At 61.7% G+C, this 18553-nt stretch carries 12 protein-coding genes, 1 pseudogene and 1 riboswitch; of the genes and pseudogenes, 6 read left to right on the forward strand and 7 right to left on the reverse strand.

Features of this window, described 5'->3' with window-relative positions:
• Window positions 1-10: 10 nt before the first annotated feature.
• From CO657_RS29490 to CO657_RS29520, 7 genes and pseudogenes are all read right to left on the reverse strand, one after another.
• The gene (locus tag CO657_RS29490) at window positions 11-388 is read right to left on the reverse strand and encodes a hypothetical protein (RefSeq protein WP_128715629.1); all 378 of its coding nucleotides are present in this window, start codon (window positions 386-388) and stop codon (window positions 11-13) included.
• A gap of 89 nt (window positions 389-477) precedes the next feature.
• Window positions 478-684: a CPCC family cysteine-rich protein gene (locus CO657_RS29495; protein ID WP_082366341.1), complete on the reverse strand. Its 207-nt coding sequence runs from the start codon at window positions 682-684 to the stop codon at window positions 478-480.
• Window positions 681-8546, reverse strand: a complete 7866-nt coding sequence (locus tag CO657_RS29500) for a hemagglutinin repeat-containing protein (RefSeq protein WP_082366340.1) — start codon at window positions 8544-8546, stop codon at window positions 681-683. The genes CO657_RS29495 and CO657_RS29500 overlap by 4 nt, the downstream gene beginning before the upstream one ends.
• A gap of 92 nt (window positions 8547-8638) precedes the next feature.
• A pseudogene (locus tag CO657_RS29505) lies at window positions 8639-9192 on the reverse strand (hypothetical protein).
• 45 nt (window positions 9193-9237) lie between these two features.
• Complete coding sequence (locus CO657_RS29510; protein WP_054185070.1) at window positions 9238-9705, reverse strand: hypothetical protein; 468 nt, start codon at window positions 9703-9705, stop codon at window positions 9238-9240.
• A gap of 13 nt (window positions 9706-9718) precedes the next feature.
• Window positions 9719-11440 (reverse strand): ShlB/FhaC/HecB family hemolysin secretion/activation protein, encoded by a 1722-nt coding sequence (locus tag CO657_RS29515; RefSeq protein WP_054185069.1) that lies wholly within the window; start codon window positions 11438-11440, stop codon window positions 9719-9721.
• Window positions 11441-11453: 13 nt separating this feature from the next.
• A complete protein-coding gene (locus CO657_RS29520) occupies window positions 11454-12041 on the reverse strand; it encodes an invasion associated locus B family protein (protein ID WP_054185068.1) in 588 nt (195 codons plus the stop codon).
• A gap of 647 nt (window positions 12042-12688) precedes the next feature.
• A riboswitch (TPP riboswitch) is annotated at window positions 12689-12785 on the forward strand.
• A 48-nt stretch (window positions 12786-12833) separates the two neighbouring features.
• On the opposite strand from CO657_RS29520, the gene thiM reads away from it, so the two are divergent.
• The 6 genes from thiM (at window position 12834) to CO657_RS29550 (ending at window position 18518) form a co-directional block, all read left to right on the forward strand.
• A complete protein-coding gene (gene thiM / locus CO657_RS29525; RefSeq protein WP_054185067.1) occupies window positions 12834-13637 on the forward strand; it encodes a hydroxyethylthiazole kinase in 804 nt (267 codons plus the stop codon).
• Window positions 13634-14269, forward strand: a complete 636-nt coding sequence (gene thiE, locus CO657_RS29530; RefSeq protein ID WP_054185066.1) for a thiamine phosphate synthase — start codon at window positions 13634-13636, stop codon at window positions 14267-14269. The genes thiM and thiE overlap by 4 nt, the downstream gene beginning before the upstream one ends.
• Complete coding sequence (gene thiD / locus CO657_RS29535) at window positions 14266-15087, forward strand: bifunctional hydroxymethylpyrimidine kinase/phosphomethylpyrimidine kinase (protein WP_054185065.1); 822 nt, start codon at window positions 14266-14268, stop codon at window positions 15085-15087. The genes thiE and thiD overlap by 4 nt, the downstream gene beginning before the upstream one ends.
• Before the next feature lie 215 nt (window positions 15088-15302).
• Window positions 15303-15791, forward strand: a complete 489-nt coding sequence (locus CO657_RS29540; RefSeq protein WP_054185064.1) for a GNAT family N-acetyltransferase — start codon at window positions 15303-15305, stop codon at window positions 15789-15791.
• Window positions 15792-15807: 16 nt separating this feature from the next.
• Window positions 15808-16830 (forward strand): glycoside hydrolase family 3 N-terminal domain-containing protein, encoded by a 1023-nt coding sequence (locus CO657_RS29545; protein WP_054185063.1) that lies wholly within the window; start codon window positions 15808-15810, stop codon window positions 16828-16830.
• A gap of 41 nt (window positions 16831-16871) precedes the next feature.
• On the forward strand, window positions 16872-18518 hold the full coding sequence (locus CO657_RS29550; protein ID WP_054185062.1) for an ABC transporter substrate-binding protein: 1647 nt from the start codon (window positions 16872-16874) through the stop codon (window positions 18516-18518).
• Window positions 18519-18553 lie beyond the last annotated feature (35 nt).

Raw genomic sequence — 18553 nt, forward strand, 5'->3', positions numbered from 1 at the left:
CATGGTTGAGTCATCCAAATAATTCAGAAATGCTGTCCGGGACGGTTGGCGCAGACTTGCCAATATTGTTTTTGATCAACCAAGGACCGGCAACGAGATCGATATTGTCGATGCCGCCTCCATCAAATAAATTCTCTAAATCTTGGCGAAACTCCTCAAATCCACCTTCGTATAAGGTTTTTCTAAAGTTACCATTTTCCTGGCGGATGGATTTTCCAGGACTAAAATCTCCTTCAGAAATCAGGAAATTTGCCAGCCGGAGTGCGTGGTTAAATCTGTCGGCTTCAGATTTTTCGTATGGAGCATCCTCTCTGTCGAAGCTAACGACACCGATGATGAACCCGAAGAATATTATATCCCTATCTCCTTCATCATAGAGATAGTCCACGATTGTCCTTGCATATTCTCGATCCATAGTTTGCTGCTCGTCCGAATGGAAGCTTATCGGCGACCCTATCTGAACTGCTCCGTATGGCGCTATTGCTTCTTGAGTTTGGTTTGCCAGACAACGCGTGCTTGATCCAGACTCACCTGATTTGCGCCCCCAGCAAACGTTGGATCTGATGATTGCACGGGATCGTCCTCCCAGCCGCAAACGTCGCAGATTTCATAGCGGCTAATTTCGGTTAGCGTTTGGCAACCGCAACATGGGCATTTGAATTTTTTTAAATTTTCTTTTCTCATTGCTTATTCCAGTACGCCATACCTGCTGTTGGTCTGAACATTGTGCGAGGGGCACCATTTGCGTTTCGTATGGCGAATGTATTTGTTGAGGGATCGTACAACAAAGTGTCCCCGCCTGTGCGATTCTTCGTTAACGTCCCAGGTGGTGGATTGGATACGAACGTCTGCGCACCCTGCACATACTCAACCGAGTTTTGGAACTCGGGGAACTCCGCAGAATGCTTCGTCCAATGGGCATACGCATTTTGGACAGCCGATTTTGTGCCCGAAGACGACCAGAAAGAAGTTGAACTGCCATTTACAACCCCTCCTAGGATCGCCATTGCGATAACGGCATTCACATTGATGCCGGCATCTTCCAATTTCTGAAGTTTCTGAGACAAAGTCGTCGAAGGGTCGTTCAAAATGTTGTTCGAAGCAGCCCATTGCTCTTGATCCAACTGCTCTTTGACGACGGCCGCATCGTGCGTTGCTTGAAGATATGCTTCATAGGCCGGGCCGCTGGATCCACCATCAAGCTTAGCGATTGCATCCAACAGCCAACCGTTCTTCACCCAGCTTTCCCCATTGGTGGGATTGTCGGTGTAAGACGCAAAAGCGGCAGCCTTGATAACGTTCAGTCGTTCCTCGGTATCGAGGGAGTTGAGATAAGCGTAAATCGCATCCTGGCACGCTTGATAAGTCTGGATGCCCAGATGGATAAACTCGCCGTTCGGCTGCCTGATCGTGCAATCCGTGGAAAAATCTTCGGCGTAAGCGGGCGTGAAGAAGAGGTCGAGCAGGTTGAAACCCTGCTTCTGACCGCAGCCGACAAATTCACCACCGTTTACCAGTGCATCGACGCCAGCTTTGACATTGGCGACTTCCTCTGGCGTAAGCCGCTTGCCAAGAAGGTATCGATCAATGAATCCGCCCGGAGCGAACGCATTCTGGATGCCTTCTGCAAGCGCATTGACGCTTTGCGTCGAAAGGTAGATCTCCAGATCAATATGCTTGTCGCGTGTGATCTCGTAGGCTTTGTCGGGATCGCGATTGAGGTCGGTGAGCGGCGCAGTGGCTCCGGATTGCTCCAGGGCCGCCTGCTTCTCCTCGTTACGAATGGTAACGGTGCCAGGGCCGACGGTTGCGCGGACGGTCTGGCGCGTGTCGTCGAGCTGATACGTGCCTTCGAGAGTGTTGTTGGCCGGCGGCGCACCGGGCAACTCGTTGCCGGGAATCTCGATGCCGATCTGGGCGCTGAAGCCCTCATAGCCCTTCTGCCCGAGGAAATCGCTGTAGGTCAACGTATCGGTCGAAAGCGACAAGTCGCCGCTGTCGGAGATGATCTTGCCGGCCTGAAGATCAGTGTTGCCGCCGACTTCGATATCCATTTTACCGGTGGAGAGGAGGCCGGATTGCTCGCTGATCCAGTTCGTTGCACCCGAGCCGAGACCGCCGCCGAACTGCAAGCCGGAAAGCTGAGTGGTCACAGGCAGAAAGTTGCTTCCTACCGTCCCGCTCAACGAGAAGCCGGCAGAGGCGGAACTGTTGGCGCTGCTGCCGACATCGGGCGTAGAGATGATGCTGAGATCGCCGCGGACATCGGCCGTGATCGTATCGCCGGAAACGACGGCGCCCTTGAGTGTCGTGTCGTTGCCGGAGCTGATCGTGATGTCGCCGCTGCCGGTGACATGGCTGTTAACTTGTGTGATCGAGGTGGCATCGGATTTCGACATTCCCGCGCTGGCGCCACCGGTCACACCTACGCCCACGCCTTGCAGGCCGATACCCGCGCTTACGCCGAAGCTGGCGCTCGCCGATTTGGTGTCGCTACCCGCCTCGCTGGTCGCTTGAGCGCTTTCCAGCATGATGTCGTGACCGGCCTTCAGCGTGATGTCGCCCGCCTTGTCGTCGTCGGATGCAACATCGCCATAGCCATATCCCGCCGCTATCTGCGCACCATGTCCCGTCAGATCGCCGGACGTGGCTTCGATGGTGACCGATCGTCCGGCCCCCACGCTGGTGACAACGGGCGTGGAAGTGGACGAGGAGGCGCTGCTCTTCTCATAGCTGAAGCCTGCTGTCAGTGAAGCAGAGGCGATGCTGCCGCCGTCCTTGGCGATGCTGGAGAGCTGCTGGAGGGCGTCGTAGGCCTTCAGCGAGGCGAAGGCGGCATTGGCGGCCGTATAGCCGTCCGAGATGCCGGTGATCTTCTGTGCCGCATTCGCAATGCTTTGGCCTGCACTGACGAGCCCTGTCGAAACCGACAGCGTCACGCCGGCGAAGAACTGTTCGTGCACGCTCTCGTAGTTCGACTTGTCTTCCGCGCTCAGCAGATTGACATCCCGCGCGGCAGTGATCGCCACATCGCGGTCGGCCCAGACGTCAGCAGCCTGCAGGTTGGCGTCGCGGCCGGCCTTGATGGTCAGGTCGTTGCCGGCGGAAAGGGTCGCCATCGCGTTGGTCTGCGAGCCTTGTTTCGTCGTGTCGGAGACGGAAGACATGCCAATGCCGATCGAGAAGCCGCCGCTGCTCGAACCGAAGGAGAGGCCAAAGCCGGAGCGTTTTTCCTTTTCCTCGGACGAGGCGCTTTCGGCACCAGGCGTGATATTCACATCGCGGGCAGCGTCGAGACTAATGTTCTGGTCCGCAGAGATCTGGGAGCCGAGGATGTTGATGTCGGTGTCGCGCGACTTGAGTGCGACATCCGTTCCGGCGGACAGCACCGATGCCACGTTGAGTTCGGAGGCCTGATTGCCGCTGTTCTGCTGGCTGCCGTAGATCGAAATGAACCCGCCACCGCCGCCGACGCCGAAGCCGGATTTCTTGCGCTGCTCCTCGAGCTCATGCGTCTCCTGAGCCCCGATGATCGAGACGCTGTCGGCCGTAACGGAAATCGATTTGTCGGCATTGGCCGTCGAGCCCGATATCACCGCCGCGCCGTCGGCGGTCAGATTGATGTTGCCGGATGCACCGAGTTCGGAGGCGACGGTGGTCTCGTCGTAGCTCTTGTGGCTGGACGAGCCCTTGGACAGGAAGCCGCTGCGCGAGCCCTTGTCGTCCTTGGCGCTGGTATCCTCGCCGGAGGCGATAATCAAGTCGCCCTTAGCGCTGATGTTGAGGTCCGCCGGGTCGGTGCCGTCGGCTTTGCCGGCTTCGATCTTCGAGGCCGAGATAACCGTGTCCTTGCCCGAGGTGATATCGACGCCAGCACCGCCTGTGATGGCGGAGCCGACGGCCGTCGTCGTTTCCAGATGGGTGGTCGTCTTCTCGCTCGTGCCGAGGAAACCGCCTTTGGTGCTGAGCTTGGTGTCGAGGGTCGCGGTGTCGGTGGCTTCGGCGATCGTGACCTCGCCGAAGGCCTTGAGGCCGACCTTGCCGTCGGCGGCAAGCTGGCTGCCGACAATGTTGAGGTCGTGATCGCCGCTGCTGCTGCCTGCCGTCACCGAGAGGTCGCCGCCGGCCGATATTTCCGAGCCGACATGGGTGATCGACGAGGCGGACTTCTTGCCGAAGGTGGATGCCGATTGTTCCTGGGCGGCAGTGATATTGATATCGTCGCCGGCGCTCAGCGCGACATCGCCCTTGGCCTTGACGGAGGAGCCGGAGAGCAGGATGTCGTCGCCGGCCTTGATCGTTGCATTGGTGCCGGCGGAAAGCTGCGATTGCTGCTGGTCGGTGGAGAGGGTCCTGGTGTAGCCGGATTGGTTGTTGCGGGCGACATCGGTCGAGACGACGGCCACAGAGCCGTTGTCGGCGGTCACGTCAAGCGTCGTTCCCGCCTTGGCGGAGCTGCCGATGACGTTGACGTTGTCCGTTGCCTTGATCGTCAGGGCTCCGCCGCTGGCGATCTGGGTACCGGTGGCATTCTGCTGGCCCGCATTGTCGACCTTGACGGCATCCAGCGTCACATTCTTGCCGGTGAGCGAGGCGTTGCCTGTGGCATTGATGGCAGCACCCTTCAGCGTCAGGTCGGTCGCCGCGGCAAGCGTCGTGTTGCCGCCGGCGGTGACGGCGGCGTTCGGGTTGACCATCGCCTGGCCGCCGAGATCCATGGATTGCGCACTCAGCGTCAGCGAGCCGGAGGAGGAAAGCGACACGTCCTTGCCTGATTTGAAGCTGCCGCCGTTCGACGCAATCGAAGAACCGGAAACGGAGAGGCCGTTGGCCGCGACCATGGCGCCTGAGTTGTTGATGGCGCCGCCGCCAATGGTGACGGATGAGCCCGACATCAGCGCGCCGGAGGCGGTCAGCTGCGCGGTTGCCGTGCTCGGGAGATAGACGACCGGCGCCCACACTTCGATGCCATTGACCACTTGCTTCTGATAGAGGACGACCGGCTCCGTCAGCTTGGCGACCGCTTCGGGAGTGAGCGTCTGGCCAACCTGCAGATGATTGTCGTTGGCGTACTTGACGCCATTGTCGAGCAGCTTCTTGACCTGCTCGGTGGCATCGCTACCGGGAATGAAGGAGCCCGGCCCCAGGCCCTGGCCGGCAAGCTGCCGCAACTGCGTGTCGATCAGTTGGTTCTCGAAATAGGCGTCGCCCAGGAAGGGAACCGTGGTATCCGGTTGATAGCCGATGAGGTCCATGAAATAGGCGGAGCCGTAGAAGGTACCGACATCAAGGAACTTGGCGCGGGTTTCGAACAGGAAGGTCTGGCCCGGGATCGGGTCGCCGAAACCGCCCGATCGCGGATTGGTCGAGGCGACAAGGGTGGTGCCAAGACCCGTATTGACGTTGAAGAGGGCGCCGCCCGCCGTCAGGCCGCTGAGAGCCGACAACGGATCGCCGGGGTTGCTTGCGGCGGTCACGCTGGCGCCGCCGGCCATCGAGCCGGCTGCCGAGGTGTTGTTGACGCTGCCGAAATCGACGGAGAGCGCCCCGTGAGCCTTGATATTGGCCGAGACGCCGCCGATCGCCTGGACAGAGCTGACGATCGTTGTGCCGTTGGCGATGTTCTTTGAAGGATTGGCGTGGCCACTGGCATCATAGGCAGTGCAGGCGCCCTGGGCGCTGCAGGTCGTCGTCGTCGTGCGGAAAAGGGTGACGCCGGTGTTGGTCAGCGTCGAGCCCTTCAGCGTCGCGTCGCCGCCGGCCTCGATCGAGCTGTAGGAATTGGTGAGATTGGTGGCATCGATGGTGAGGTTGCGGCTCGCCCGGATCGTCGCTTCGGGGCTGAGCGTGCCGGTCAGGCGGTCCTCGTAGACCGACTGGCTGAGATGGGACGACCAGTCCCATGAATAGGTGGTGCTTTCGTCCGAGCCGCTGAAATTCACCTCGTCGACGATGAAATAGCGCGACGGATTGTTGGGATCGGCAACCGGGTTGCCGTTCGCATCCCGCGGCACCCTTGCCCTGATCCAGTCGATGATCGGCGTGACCTTTTCCGGTCCGTCAGCCGAGATCCAGGTCCACGCGCGGTAGGTCGTGCCGTCGGCGAGTGTCGCCTTCGACCAGAGCAGCGGCTCATAATCCTGCCACAGCCCCGGATCGACGCCGGCATAGAGCTGGAACATGTTCTGGTCTGCGGTCTCGAGATAGCCGAAAGGCAGGCCGGCGGCCGCGGGATTGAGCGTGAAGCCGGTGACGACGCCGGAGGAAATCAGCGTCCCGGTCGTCCATTGCGGCGTGGCGGTCCGCTTGTTGGTCAGGTTGCTGGTCAGGATGGACATGTCGTTTCCGGCCTGGATCAGGCCGGAAATATTGGTGACCGCCGTGTTTCTCTGTGGCGATGTGACGCCTGCGATCTGAAGATCGTTACCGGCGACGATGGCCCCCTGATCGTTGGTGAGCACGCCGCCGATGAACAGGCGGACGTCGTTGCGGGCATAGGCAAGGCCGGTGGCGTTGTTGGTGAAATTGCCGGAAATATTGAGGGTGAGATCATCTTTGGCCGCCAATTGTCCGGCATTGGTCAGTGACAGCAGCGTCAGCGTCAGGTCGTCGTCGGCAAGCAGCGCCGTGCCGGCGGAGGTGGAGAGGCCGTCGGCATTGATGACGATGTCGCCCGATCCACCGTCATCGGTGATGGCATTGATCTTGGCGCCGCTCAGATCGGCCGTGCCGGTGAGATTGAGGGCGAGCCCCCCGAGCGTGAGGCTGTTGTTGCTGAGATTGGCGCTATCGGCGTTGAATGTCAGCGTGCCGCCGACGGCGATGTTGCCGGCGGCGCCATTGGAGAGATCGACGTTGGTGGTGGTGAAGGCCAGGTTGCCGGTGGCGCTGGTGGGATTGCCGTAACTGATCTGGCCCGCGGCCGTGAGCGCTGCGCTGCCGAGGCTCTGGAGCTTGTTATAGGCAATATTCTGGCTCGCCGCGGCCGAAAGATTGCCGCTGCTCAGCAGCGCATTGCTGACGGCGATCGAACCATTTGTGGCGGTTAGGCTCATGTCACCCGCCTGCTGCAGCACCAGCGTGCCGTTGGCGGATTGGGCGGTGGCGGCGAAATCGACGCCGGAGGCGACGGTCGCGGCTGTGATCGAACCGCCTGAAGCCGTGATGTCGCCCTGCGCCAGCACATCGCCCGAAATGCCGATATCGGCGCCGGCGGACAGCGTGAGGCCGCTGCCGCTGACGAGCGAGGCTGCGGCGATCGCGCCAGATGTCGCGGTGATCGCCAGCGCATCGGCGCTCTTGACCGCACCTGAAACCTGGATGTTGCCCGCACTGCTGGACAGGGTGAGCGCATTGCCCGCCACGACGCTGCCGGCAGAAATGCCGGCCGCCGACGACATCAGCACGTTGGCGGCGCTGTTGACCTCGCCGCCGACACTCAGCAGGCCGCTGCCGCCTGAAAGCGCGATATCGCCATCGGCGGCGACCGTATCGAGGGTGATGCCCTGATCTGCCGCAATGGTGGCCTTTGCTTTCGACGTGACCTTGGAGGCCGTCACCTTCGACTTCGAGGAGATCGAAACGCCCTGCTCGCCCGAGACGTTGCCGAGCGAGATCTTGCCGTCGGCCGACAAAGACAGTTCATTGGTGTTGGCCGCGAGATCGCCGCTCATGCGCACGCCGGCGCCATTCTCGGTGACGACGATCTTGATGCGGTCGGCCTGCATGGCGCCGAGTGCGGTGCCGTCGATCGCATATTCCGGCGTGCCGGAGATCGGCGCGAGCGCCTGAGCATCGCCCGTCGCGTAGTCGAAATTGGACGCACCCGCCGTCACGCGCATCGACTTGCCGTAGACCGGGCCGTTGACGTGGACGGTGCGCGAGACGATGTCGAACAGATCGACCGCGCCGGATCCGGCGGAAAAATTGCCGCCGTTCGGCCCGATGGTGACATCGCCGCCGTTGACGCTAAAGCCGTTGAGCTTGCCATCGGCGCCGATCTGCGGTGCCCCCGTCGTCAGCGTCGCATGCGGCGTGTTGATGAAGCCGCAGCCGTCGCAGGTGATGCCGTTCGGATTGGCGATGACGACATCGGCGCGCCCGCCGAACACTTCGATCGCGCCGTTCAATGCCGAGCGGTTGCCGCTGGTGACTTCGTTGAGGATGACCGATGCCGGCCCTGAGCTGTTGAGATTGGGATTGCCGGGCGTGACGCCGCCGAGATTGGAGTTGCCGATCTCGCCCTTGAAGTTGTTGAGGATCAGGCCCGGCGTGCCGACGTTGAAATTGTCGTATTTGTTGTGCGACAGGCCCTGGCTGTTCGGCGTGACGATGTCGATGAGCGGCACGCCGTTGGGTGCCGAACCGACGCCCGGCTGATTGGCGGCCGGCGCCGTGGTGCTTGCTGAAACCGACTGGGCGTTGGCAAGCATCGGCTGGAAGACCAGCAGCGCGCTGAGCACGAGTGCCAGTGAGCGATGGGCGAACCTACCAAACCGGTAAGCAAGGGCTCTGGCATTCGAACCAAGACCGGTTTTTTCACGCATCGTTTCGTCTTTCCAAACGCACAACTGGTTTTTGTCTCGACATCAATCACGGCCCGGCGCTGCCTTCCCCGGCAGCGCCTCGCCTCGTCTCGTTATTTCTGGGTGAGCCAGGTCTTCACATTGCGGGTGAAGGACTTGGACAGGCGCTGCGCCATGACATCAGGCGCGCCGGAGGTTGTCGCCGCATTGACCGCGACTGCGATGATCACGCCGTAACCGCTTCCGCGCATGGAGAGGTCTTCGCCATGGATGTTCTGCGCCTGGGCGATCAATTGGCCGGTCTTGACATCCTCCAGCCGAACAGTTCCGTCGATCATGCTGTCATGGCCGCCGATAATGCGGGCCTGCTTGGTGGTGACGTCGAACACATGCAGCGTCACGACCAACCTGCCCCTGTTAGGGCCGCCCGGCACGCCGATCAGTTCCTTCGACATCGTGGCTTGGAGGGTGCGAACCGCGTCGGAGACCTGCTGGTCGGGCTTGTCGCCAAAACCGAATGTCTTGACGTCGGGAGCCAGCTCGATCCTGATCTCGCGCACGGACGTGCGCTGCAGGGCGGCAATCAGCCGAGGATCTGTCCTGGTGGTGACGCAGGACGCCAGTGTCGCCGCCAGCAGGAGAAGGGTTAAAAACGCACGATACGCATAAGCAACTCCGGAATTCATTCACGAGTTCAATTCGTCTGCGGGGCTCAGTTCCGGCTATCCGACGACGAGGCAGGCTTTGGCTTGCTGTCGAGATGCTTGTAGAGCTCGGTCAGCTGGGACTTCGGCGCCGGGCAGCCCTTCGATTTGGCGATGCTGGTCAGGACATTGTTCCTGTTGCGCAAGGCATCGATCTCGACTTTCTCAGGCGATTTCGGGTCCATGAAAAACAGCGCCGGCAGAAACAGCAGCACACCGGTCGCCCCAAGCACGATGTTCTTCCCCTGCGCATCGGTGCGCTCCTTCACCGTCGAGGAGATCTGCCGTTCGTTGGCCTCGAATTCGCGTGCGATGCCGGCGCAATCGAAGGCGCTGTCGGACGGGTTGGTCGAAGACACCGGGCGTGCCTCCCGCCCGGCGCAGCCGGCAAGCGACATGGAAAGAGCAAGGATCAGCGCCGTCGATCTTGAAAGGGTGTTGGCGGGCTTGTTCGTCGAAATAGTGCGGGTGGTCATTGTCCTGCTTTCGTTACCAATGAGCGGATGCGCTGAAATAAAAGAGCCCGCCATCGACATCGTCGAGGCTGCTTGCGATAATGTCGGAATAGCCGAGGTCGGCGCTGATATTGCCGCCGACGGTGCGGATGCCGGCCGTCCAGCTGGCAAGATCGCCGCCTGATATATCGAAGCGCTTCTGCGCATAGACATGGCCGTAGTCGAAGCCGAGATAGGGGCGCAGTTCGCCGAAGGCCTTGGCAGCCCCGCCGCCGCCCTGGTTGGACTGCGTTCTCCAGACGATCTCGTTGTGGCTGAACACGCCGTTGTTGCCGAAGAGCACGCCTTCGCGCGTGCCGCGGACATTGCCGTAGCCGCCGAGGGATATCTGTTCGGCGCCGAGCAGATTATCCGGGGAATATTGACCGCTGAGCAGCGAGGTGAATTCGAATTGCCGGCCGGCGGCCTGGAAGGGCTGCGTGACGCTGACCGTGGCGTTGAATTTCGAAAACCGCGGATCGGCGTTGCCGGCACCCGGATCCCCCGGGTTGACCGCATCGAAGAGACCGAGCCCCTTGTCAAAGCTGGCATCGAACATCCAGATGCCGCCGAACATGCGGCGGGAATGGGAGATGCCGATATCGCCGACCGTATAGCTGCGGCTGCCGACCTCGATCAAATTGCCGAGCAGGAAGTTGTTGGTCTGTTTGTAGGTCAGGCCGCTGCGGACCGTGGTGATCGAATCCTTGTCGCGAGAGATAACGCGATCGATGCCGAGGCCCGCCTGCCCCGAATTGCCGGAGGTTTCGAGCGTGCTGAAGTTTCCTTCGACCGCACTTTCATATTGGTACCAGGAGCCGTTCAGAGAGAGGGTGGAATAACCGTAGGGGACGCTGACGCTGCCGGAATAACTGTTGCCAAAGCCATTTCCGTCATTCTCCCACGAATAGTCCGGGCCGCTGTGTTCGTAGGAGAAATTCCACTGGTCATTGATGCCGAGCAGGTCATCGTAGCCGAGCGATGCCGAGCTGCGGGAAAAGCCGGTGCTCTGCTGCCCCATATTGTTGTTGCCGACAGAGACATGCCAGGGCCGGCCCGGCCGGTTCTCGATGTTGAGGATCGAGGTTCCGTCCTTCGGGCCGGGCAGCATGGCTGATTTGGCGTCGTTGGCCTGCAGCCGGTTCATCTGGTCGAGGCCCTGCTCGATATCGCGGATATTGACGACGCGGCCGATCAGACCGGGAAAGGCGGTCGCCAGCGAAGCGTTGCCGGCCACTTTCTGGCCGTTGAGATAGATGTCGGAGAGCGTGCCTTCGACGACCAGCAGGCGGAGGATCCTGGTCGTGCGGATATCCTGCTGCGGCACATAGGCCCGCGAGGTCACATAGCCATGATCGATATAGAGATGCGTGACATCCCTCAGAACCGCATTGATCTCGGCGAGGCCGACGCAGCGGTTGCCGTAAGGCGCCGTCACCTTGCCGATCTCCTGGGCCGACAGCAGGCTCGCCCCCTCGATCTCGACCCTCGTGATGTCGAAACAGGCGCCATTGCCGGGACCGCCGGGCAAAGCGCCGTTTTCGGCATCCGCGCCGCCGTCCGGTGTGGCGCGGCGCAGGGCATCCAGCCGCTGCGTCTGCGACTGCTCTTCCTGGCGGCGGTTGAAATCATCGGCAGGCGTTTGCGCGTAGGCGGGCGCGATCGCAACTGCGAGGGCGGCGCCAGCAACCAGAAAGTATCGAATTTCTGTGGTCATGGATGAAATTCGGCTACTTCGCGGCAACGGACTGAAGCTCGTCAAGGGCCGGCTTCAGCCCTTTCAGCGAGAAGCGGATATTGACGTCCTGGCCGTTCATCAGCCGTACCAGCCCTTCGGCGGCGGCGCCCTTCTTCAGCGCTGCGGTCATTTTCGTGTCCAGCGCCAGCTGCGCCCAGCATCCGGTCTGGTTGCAGTTGCGGTAATCGAGCTTGGCGACCGGCTTGCCGTCAGCCGTGATCGACAGGCCCGAGGGCAGGAAAACGTTGAGCGGCAGAAGCGCGGTCAGCATCAGTCGCGGCTTGCCCTTGTCGGAAGGCGTAGCCGGCGGCGCCGATATCGCCAGCGTCAGGATATTGACGGGCTTGCCGTCCTTGGCGACTTGCGCGACCTGTGCGACTTCGCAGGCCTCAGCGCCTGCCGAACCGGTGCAGCGATAATACCAGTCGTCGAATTTCTGCGATTTTATCGCCGGCGCCTGTTCCGGTTCTTGAAGGCCAGGAGACTGCGAAAAGGATGGGCTCGCACAGGCGATCGATATCACGATGGGGGCGATAATCCGGAGGCCCCGTTTCATGCCGCTTTTCAAAAATGTCTTCATTTAAAATGCAACTTCAGGAAGATTTTATTTTCGTGAAAAGTCATATCGCTACAATCCACACTTCAGTCAACCCTAACGTGTCAGCACGGTAAAGTTTGCGTTAGGTATTTACTTCGCGTTCTGGGAGATTGCGTCCCGTTTGCCCGAGTCCCCAGTCGCAGCGAAATCGCCAACAGATTCCGAAATTCGAATGAAACCGATTGGCGAGACACATGAGACGACGCGCAACTTACGCGAAGCTGGCCATCTGCTCGTTTGCATTGAAAATCAGGCGTATAGACGGATAGGATGAATAATTCGGCGCCATCGGGCATTCAGAAAAGTTTGCGAAAGATGAGCTGCACTCATTTTGAAGAAGAGACGTTTCAAGCCGCCTGCATCATTCACGATACCGCTCACAAATACGGAGATGTATTCAGAAATTTCTTACGCCCGGGGGTTGCTGCTGTTGTTTATCTGGGAAAGAAGGGAACAACCGCCTGGCGAAACCGCAACTGCTAACGCAGCCCGGGACGGAATTTGCGGCCCGCCTTAGGGAAAACCTGGTCAACACCCGAATCGACGGCGATCTCCCGTCTCTCCCCGCGCCGTCATCGCCCCGTCATTTTCGAGATGACATCCGCGCCGTTCTCTGCGAAAAAGAGCGTGATGAGAGACAGGGGCGCCCGTCGATAGACGGGCTGAGAAGCACCCTTCGAACCTGAACCGGATAATGCCGGCGGAGGGAGTCGCTCGGGGTCGCGGCTCACCGCACCAATGACCCCGTGCCCGCCCCCGCCTGAAAGGGGCCACATGCAGACCAGGACCACACCAGGAGCCATGCTGACGGCGATGCGCGAGAAGCCGCCGCTCGTTCAGTGCATCACCAACTACGTCGCCATGAATGTCGCCGCCAATGTACTCTTGGCCGCGGGCGCCTCGCCGGCCATGGTGCATGCTGCTGAAGAAGCCGGCGAATTCGCCGGCATCGCAAATGCGCTGACCGTCAATATCGGCACGCTGTCGCCGCAATGGATCGACGGCATGCAGGCGGCGGCGAAGGCGGCGAACTCGGCCGGCAAACCCTGGGTGCTCGATCCGGTCGCCCACTATGCGACGGGCTTTCGCCGCCAAGCGGTCGCCGATCTGCTGGCGCTGAAGCCCACGATCATCCGCGGCAACGCCTCCGAGATCATCGCGCTTGCCGGCGGGGAGAGCCGCGGCCAGGGCGTCGACAGCCGCGATCCGGTCGAGCAGGCGGAAGGAACGGCGCGATGGCTGGCTGAGCGGCAGCAGGCGGTCGTTGCCGTCACCGGCGCGGTCGATTTCGTCACCGATGGCGAGCAGGCGGTGCGCATCACAGGCGGATCGGCCTTGATGCCGCAGGTCACGGCGCTCGGCTGCTCGCTGACCTGCCTGGTCGGCGCCTTTGCCGCCTCCGTGCCCGAGGATATCTTCGGCGCGACGGTCGCCGCCCTTGCAACCTTCGCTATCGCCGGCGAGGATGCCGCCCTCGGCGCAGCCGGTCCCGGCTCCTTCGCTTGGCGCTTCCTCGACGCGCTGAACGCGCTCGACGCTGAAACGCTCGACGCCAGGGCAAGGATATCGGCAGTATGAAGGCTTTCGACCTCTCGCTCTATCTCGTCCTCGATCCCGATCTCTGCGCCGGGATCGGCATGGTCGAAACGGCGCGCCGTGCCGTAGCCGGCGGCGCGACGATGGTGCAACTGCGCGACAAACATGCCGGCACGGCCGGCATGATCGAGACCGGACGCGCCTTGAAACAGGCGCTTGATGGCACCGGCGCCCTGCTCATCGTCAACGACGATGTCGAGGCGGCGATCGCCATCGGTGCCGACGGGTTGCATATCGGCCAGGAGGATATGGATGCGGCGACAGCGCGGGCGATGATCGGCTCCGACATGATCCTCGGCCTGTCAGTCGAAACCGCGGCGCTTGCCGCTGGCGTCGATCCCAGCCTCGTCGATTATACCGGCATCGGGCCGGTGTTTGCGACGCCGACCAAGGCCGACCACAAGCAGCCGATCGGCTTTCACGGCCTGGCAAGGCTGGTGGCGGTTTCGCCGGTGCCCTCGGTTGCGATCGGCGGGCTCAAGGCGGAGCATGTGGCCGAAGTCTTTGCCGCAGGAGCAAGAGGGCTTGCCGTCGTCTCCGCCATTTGCGGCGCGCCGGATCCGGAAGCCGCCACACGCCGCATCGCCGCAGAAATTCGAAAGGCCCGCGCATGATCCGCAACGTCCTCTCCATCGCCGGCTCCGATCCCTCGGGCGGCGCCGGCATCCAGGCCGACCTCAAGACCTTTTCCGCCCGCGGCGTCTACGGCATGGCGGTGCTGACGGCGCTGACGGCGCAAAACACCCAAGGGGTCACCGGCGTGCATCTGGTGCCGCCTCCCTTCGTCGCCGATCAAATCAAGGCCGTCTTTGCCGATGTGCGCGTCGATGCGGTCAAGATCGGCATGATCGCCAATGCCGGCATCGCCGAGGCCGTCGCCGCCGCACTGGACGCAGCTCTGGCAGAGGGGCGCGGCATTCCCATCGTCATCGATCCGGTGATGATCGCCAAGGGCGGAGCCGCCCTGCTTGCGCCCGAAGCCGTTGACGTGCTGACCCGCCGGATGCTGCCGCTCGCGACACTGCTGACCCCGAACCTGCCTGAGGCCGCCGCCCTGCTGCACCAGCCGGTCGCGACAAACCGGGCTGAGATGGCGGCGCAGGCCGAAAGCCTGCGGGCGCTCGGCCCGGCCGCGGTGCTGGTCAAGGGCGGCCATCTCGACAGCGACGACAGCCCCGACGTGCTCGCCACAGCCGACGGCCTGCACTGGTTCGAAGCCCGGCGGGTGCCGACCAAGAACACCCATGGCACCGGCTGCACGCTGTCGAGCGCGTTGGCGGCCGAGCTTGCCAAGGGCGCCTCGGTGCCGGAGGCGGTCGCCATCGCCAAGGATTACCTCGCCGGCGCGGTCGCCGCTGCCGGAAGCCTCACCGTCGGCTCCGGCCACGGGCCGGTGCAGCACTTTCATGCGCTTTGGAAAGTCACGGGATAAGCATCCATCATCGACGCACCCCTTCAATCGAAACGGCTCGGGCTCCCCGGGCCGTTTTTGCTTTCGGCAGCCAGCTTGCTTTTGAGTGAGAGCATCGTGGCGAGCAGCATCGCGCTATTTGAAAAACGCAGTTGACAAGCCCAGCCAGATAGCCAAGTCTATGACATTAAAAGGGGATATATTCCGCAATAACGGAATATGAGGAGGAATGACCGGTGCCAGACCTGCTTGTGAGTCTATACTCCACAAAGCTTGCCGATCTGAATCGGAAAGCCGATCATGTCGGTGTCTCCATCCGCCCGGCCCTCCCCCCGGAACTGCATCTCGTCGTCGAATGGGTTCGCCAGCAGTTCAGCGAAAACTGGGCAAGCGAAGTCTCCGTCGCCTTCTCCCGCCAGCCTGTTGCCTGCCTGATCGCCGTCGACGGCGGCAAGCTTCTCGGCTTTGCCTGTTACGACACGACGGCGCGCGGCTTCTTCGGCCCGACCGGCGTCGATCCTCAGGCCCGCGGCAAGGGTATCGGGCTCGCCCTGTTTTCCGCCTGCCTTCAGACCATGAAGACGCTTGGCCATGCCTATGCCTTCATCGGCGATGCCGGCCCGGTCGATTTTTACGCGAAGACCGCAGGCGCCATCACCATCCCCGCCCCCGACAAGGGCATCTACGAAGGCATGCTGAGACGCATGGCCGACCTGACCATCTGATCCCGGAGTTACAGAATTGTCCTCGACCCCGCTCGCCCTTTTCGTCGGCCTTCCCAATCCGGTCCTTTCGGACGATGAATTCGCCCTGTTTCGCGAGACCAATCCGCTCGGCCTCTTCGTCGGCCGGCGCAATCAGCGTGAGCCGGAGCAGACCAAGCGGCTGATCGAACGCTTCCGTGAAGCCGTCGGCCGCGACGATGCGCCTGTTTGCACCGACCAGGAAGGCGGCCGCGTGCAGCATCTCGATGCCGGCCCCTGGCCGCTCTTCCGCAGCTTCGGCCAGTTCGCCGAACTTGCGCGCCGGGATTTCGCGCTCGGCAAAAAAGCAGTGCGCCTTTCCTCCCAGGCCATGGGGGCGATGATGACGGAACTCGGCCTTTCCAGCGGCTGCTCGCCCGTGCTCGACCTCGTCTTCGAGACGACGAGCGCGGTCATCGGCGCCCGCTCTTTCGGCCCCGATCCTGATGTCATCGCCGCCCTCGGCCGCGAGGTGGTCGACGGCCTGCTCGAGACCGGCAACATGCCGGTGATGAAGCACATTCCCGGCCACGGCCGCGCGACGCTGGATTCCCACAAGGAGCGTCCGGTGGTCGACGCCAGCCGCGAGACGCTCGCTGCGACCGATTTCAAGCCCTTCGTGGCGCTGAAGGATACGCCCTGGGCCATGGTCGCCCATGTCGTCTACTCCGCCTACGACAGGGAGCTACCCGCCTCCATCTCGCCGGTCATGCACGACGTCATCCGCAACGAGATGGGTTATGACGGCGTGCTCATTTCCGACTGCATCTTCATGGAATCGCTCTCCGGCACCCTGCCGGAACGCGTCCGGCAGGTGCTCGACGCCGGCTTCGACATCGCCCTCCACAGCCATGGCGACGTCAGGGAAAGCGAAGCCGCCGCCAAGGCCGCCCGACCGCTGACGAACGCCGCTCTCAAGCGGATCGCGGCCGGCACGGCCCGCCTCGGCAATCTCAAGGTCGACATCCGCGCCGCCCATGCTGAAGTCGAAGACATGTTTGCAAGCGTGCTGGTCTCCTGACCGGCGCGTCATCTCTCACCACATAAAAAGGGGAATAGAGCATGAAAAAATATCTTCTTGCCGCCGCCGCACTGACGCTGCTTTCGGGCTCCGCCATGGCGCAAACGGTCCTGACGGCGAATATCGAACCGGCGACGACCTGGGTGCGCAACTTCAACCCGTTCAACCAGACCTCGTCGCGCCAGTCGACGCTCGACTTCATCTACGAGCCGCTGGTTATTTTCAACCGCTTCGACAGCAACAAGCCGGTCTATCGGCTGGCCGAAAGCTTCAAGCTCTCCGACGATCTGAAGAGCATCGATTTCAAGCTGCGCCCGAACCTGAAATGGTCTGATGGTAAGCCGCTGACCGCAGCCGACGTCAAGTTCACCTATGATTACCTGAAGAAGTTCCCGGCGCTCGACTTCGTCAGCATCTGGAGCTTCATCACCGATATCAAAGCTGTCGACGATCAGACGGTGCGCTTCACGCTCGCCAATCCGAGCTCGCTCGCCGCCGAGCAGATCTCGCAGCTGCCGATCGTTCCGGAACATGTCTGGAAGGACGTCGCCGACCCGGTCACCTTCGCCAACGAGACCCCGGTCGGCAGCGGCCCGCTGACCGAGGTTCCGCGCTTCACCGGCCAGACCTACGACCAGTGCCGCAACCCGAACTATTGGGACAACGCGCATCTGAAGGTCGATTGCATGCGCTTCCCGCAGCTTGCCGACAACAATCAGATGCTGACGGCGACGGCCGACGGCACGCTCGACTGGGGCGTCTCCTTCATTCCCGATATCGACAATGTCTATGTCTCCAAGGATCCGGCGCATTTCCACTATTGGTATTCGCCAAGCAGCATGGTCGCCTTCCTGTTCAACCTGGAAACCGCGAACGAGCACAACAAGAAGGCCTTCAACGACCTGAAATTCCGCCGTGCCGTCTCGATGGCGCTCGACCGCAAGACGATGATCGACGTCGCCGGCTACGGCTATCCGACGCTGAACGAAGACCCCGGCTTGATGGGCGAGCTTTACAAGAGCTGGGCGGATCCATCGGTCAAATCAGACTTCGGCAAGTTCGCGACCTATGACGCCGACGCCGCCAAGGCCCTGCTCGACGAGGCGGGCTACAAGGACAAGGACGGCGACGGTTTCCGCGACAATCCCGACGGCAGCAAGATCTCTTTCTCGATCATCGTCCCAAGCGCCTGGACCGACTGGATCGACACCGTCAACCTCGCCGTCGAGGGCATGCAGGCGGTCGGCATCGACGCCAAGATCGAAACGCCTGAAGAAGCCGTCTGGACCGGCAACCTCATCAACGGCACGTTCGATGCGGCGATCAACAGCCTGCCGGCCTCGGCCTCGCCCTATTATCCCTACAAGCGCGCCTTCAGCGCTTCGGACAAGGGCAAGACCCGTTTCACCGCGCAGCGCTGGTTCAATCCCGATGTCGAAAAGCTCGTCACCGAGTTCACCCAGACGGCGGATCTTGCCAAGCAGAAGGACGCGATGAACAAGGCGCAACGCATCGTTGCCGAAAACATGCCGATGATTCCGGTGTTCAACAATCCGAACTGGTATCAGTACAACACCAAGCGGTTCACCGGCTGGTCGACCAAGGAAAATCCCTTCGTCAATCCGTCGATCTCGCGGACCAATCCGGCACGCCTCCTGAACCTGCTCGCGCTCGAGCCGGTCAAGTAAGACACCTCCCGGGAGCGGCGTCAGAGCAAGATGCC

This window comes from Rhizobium acidisoli, from assembly GCF_002531755.2.
GTDB lineage: Bacteria > Pseudomonadota > Alphaproteobacteria > Rhizobiales > Rhizobiaceae > Rhizobium > Rhizobium acidisoli.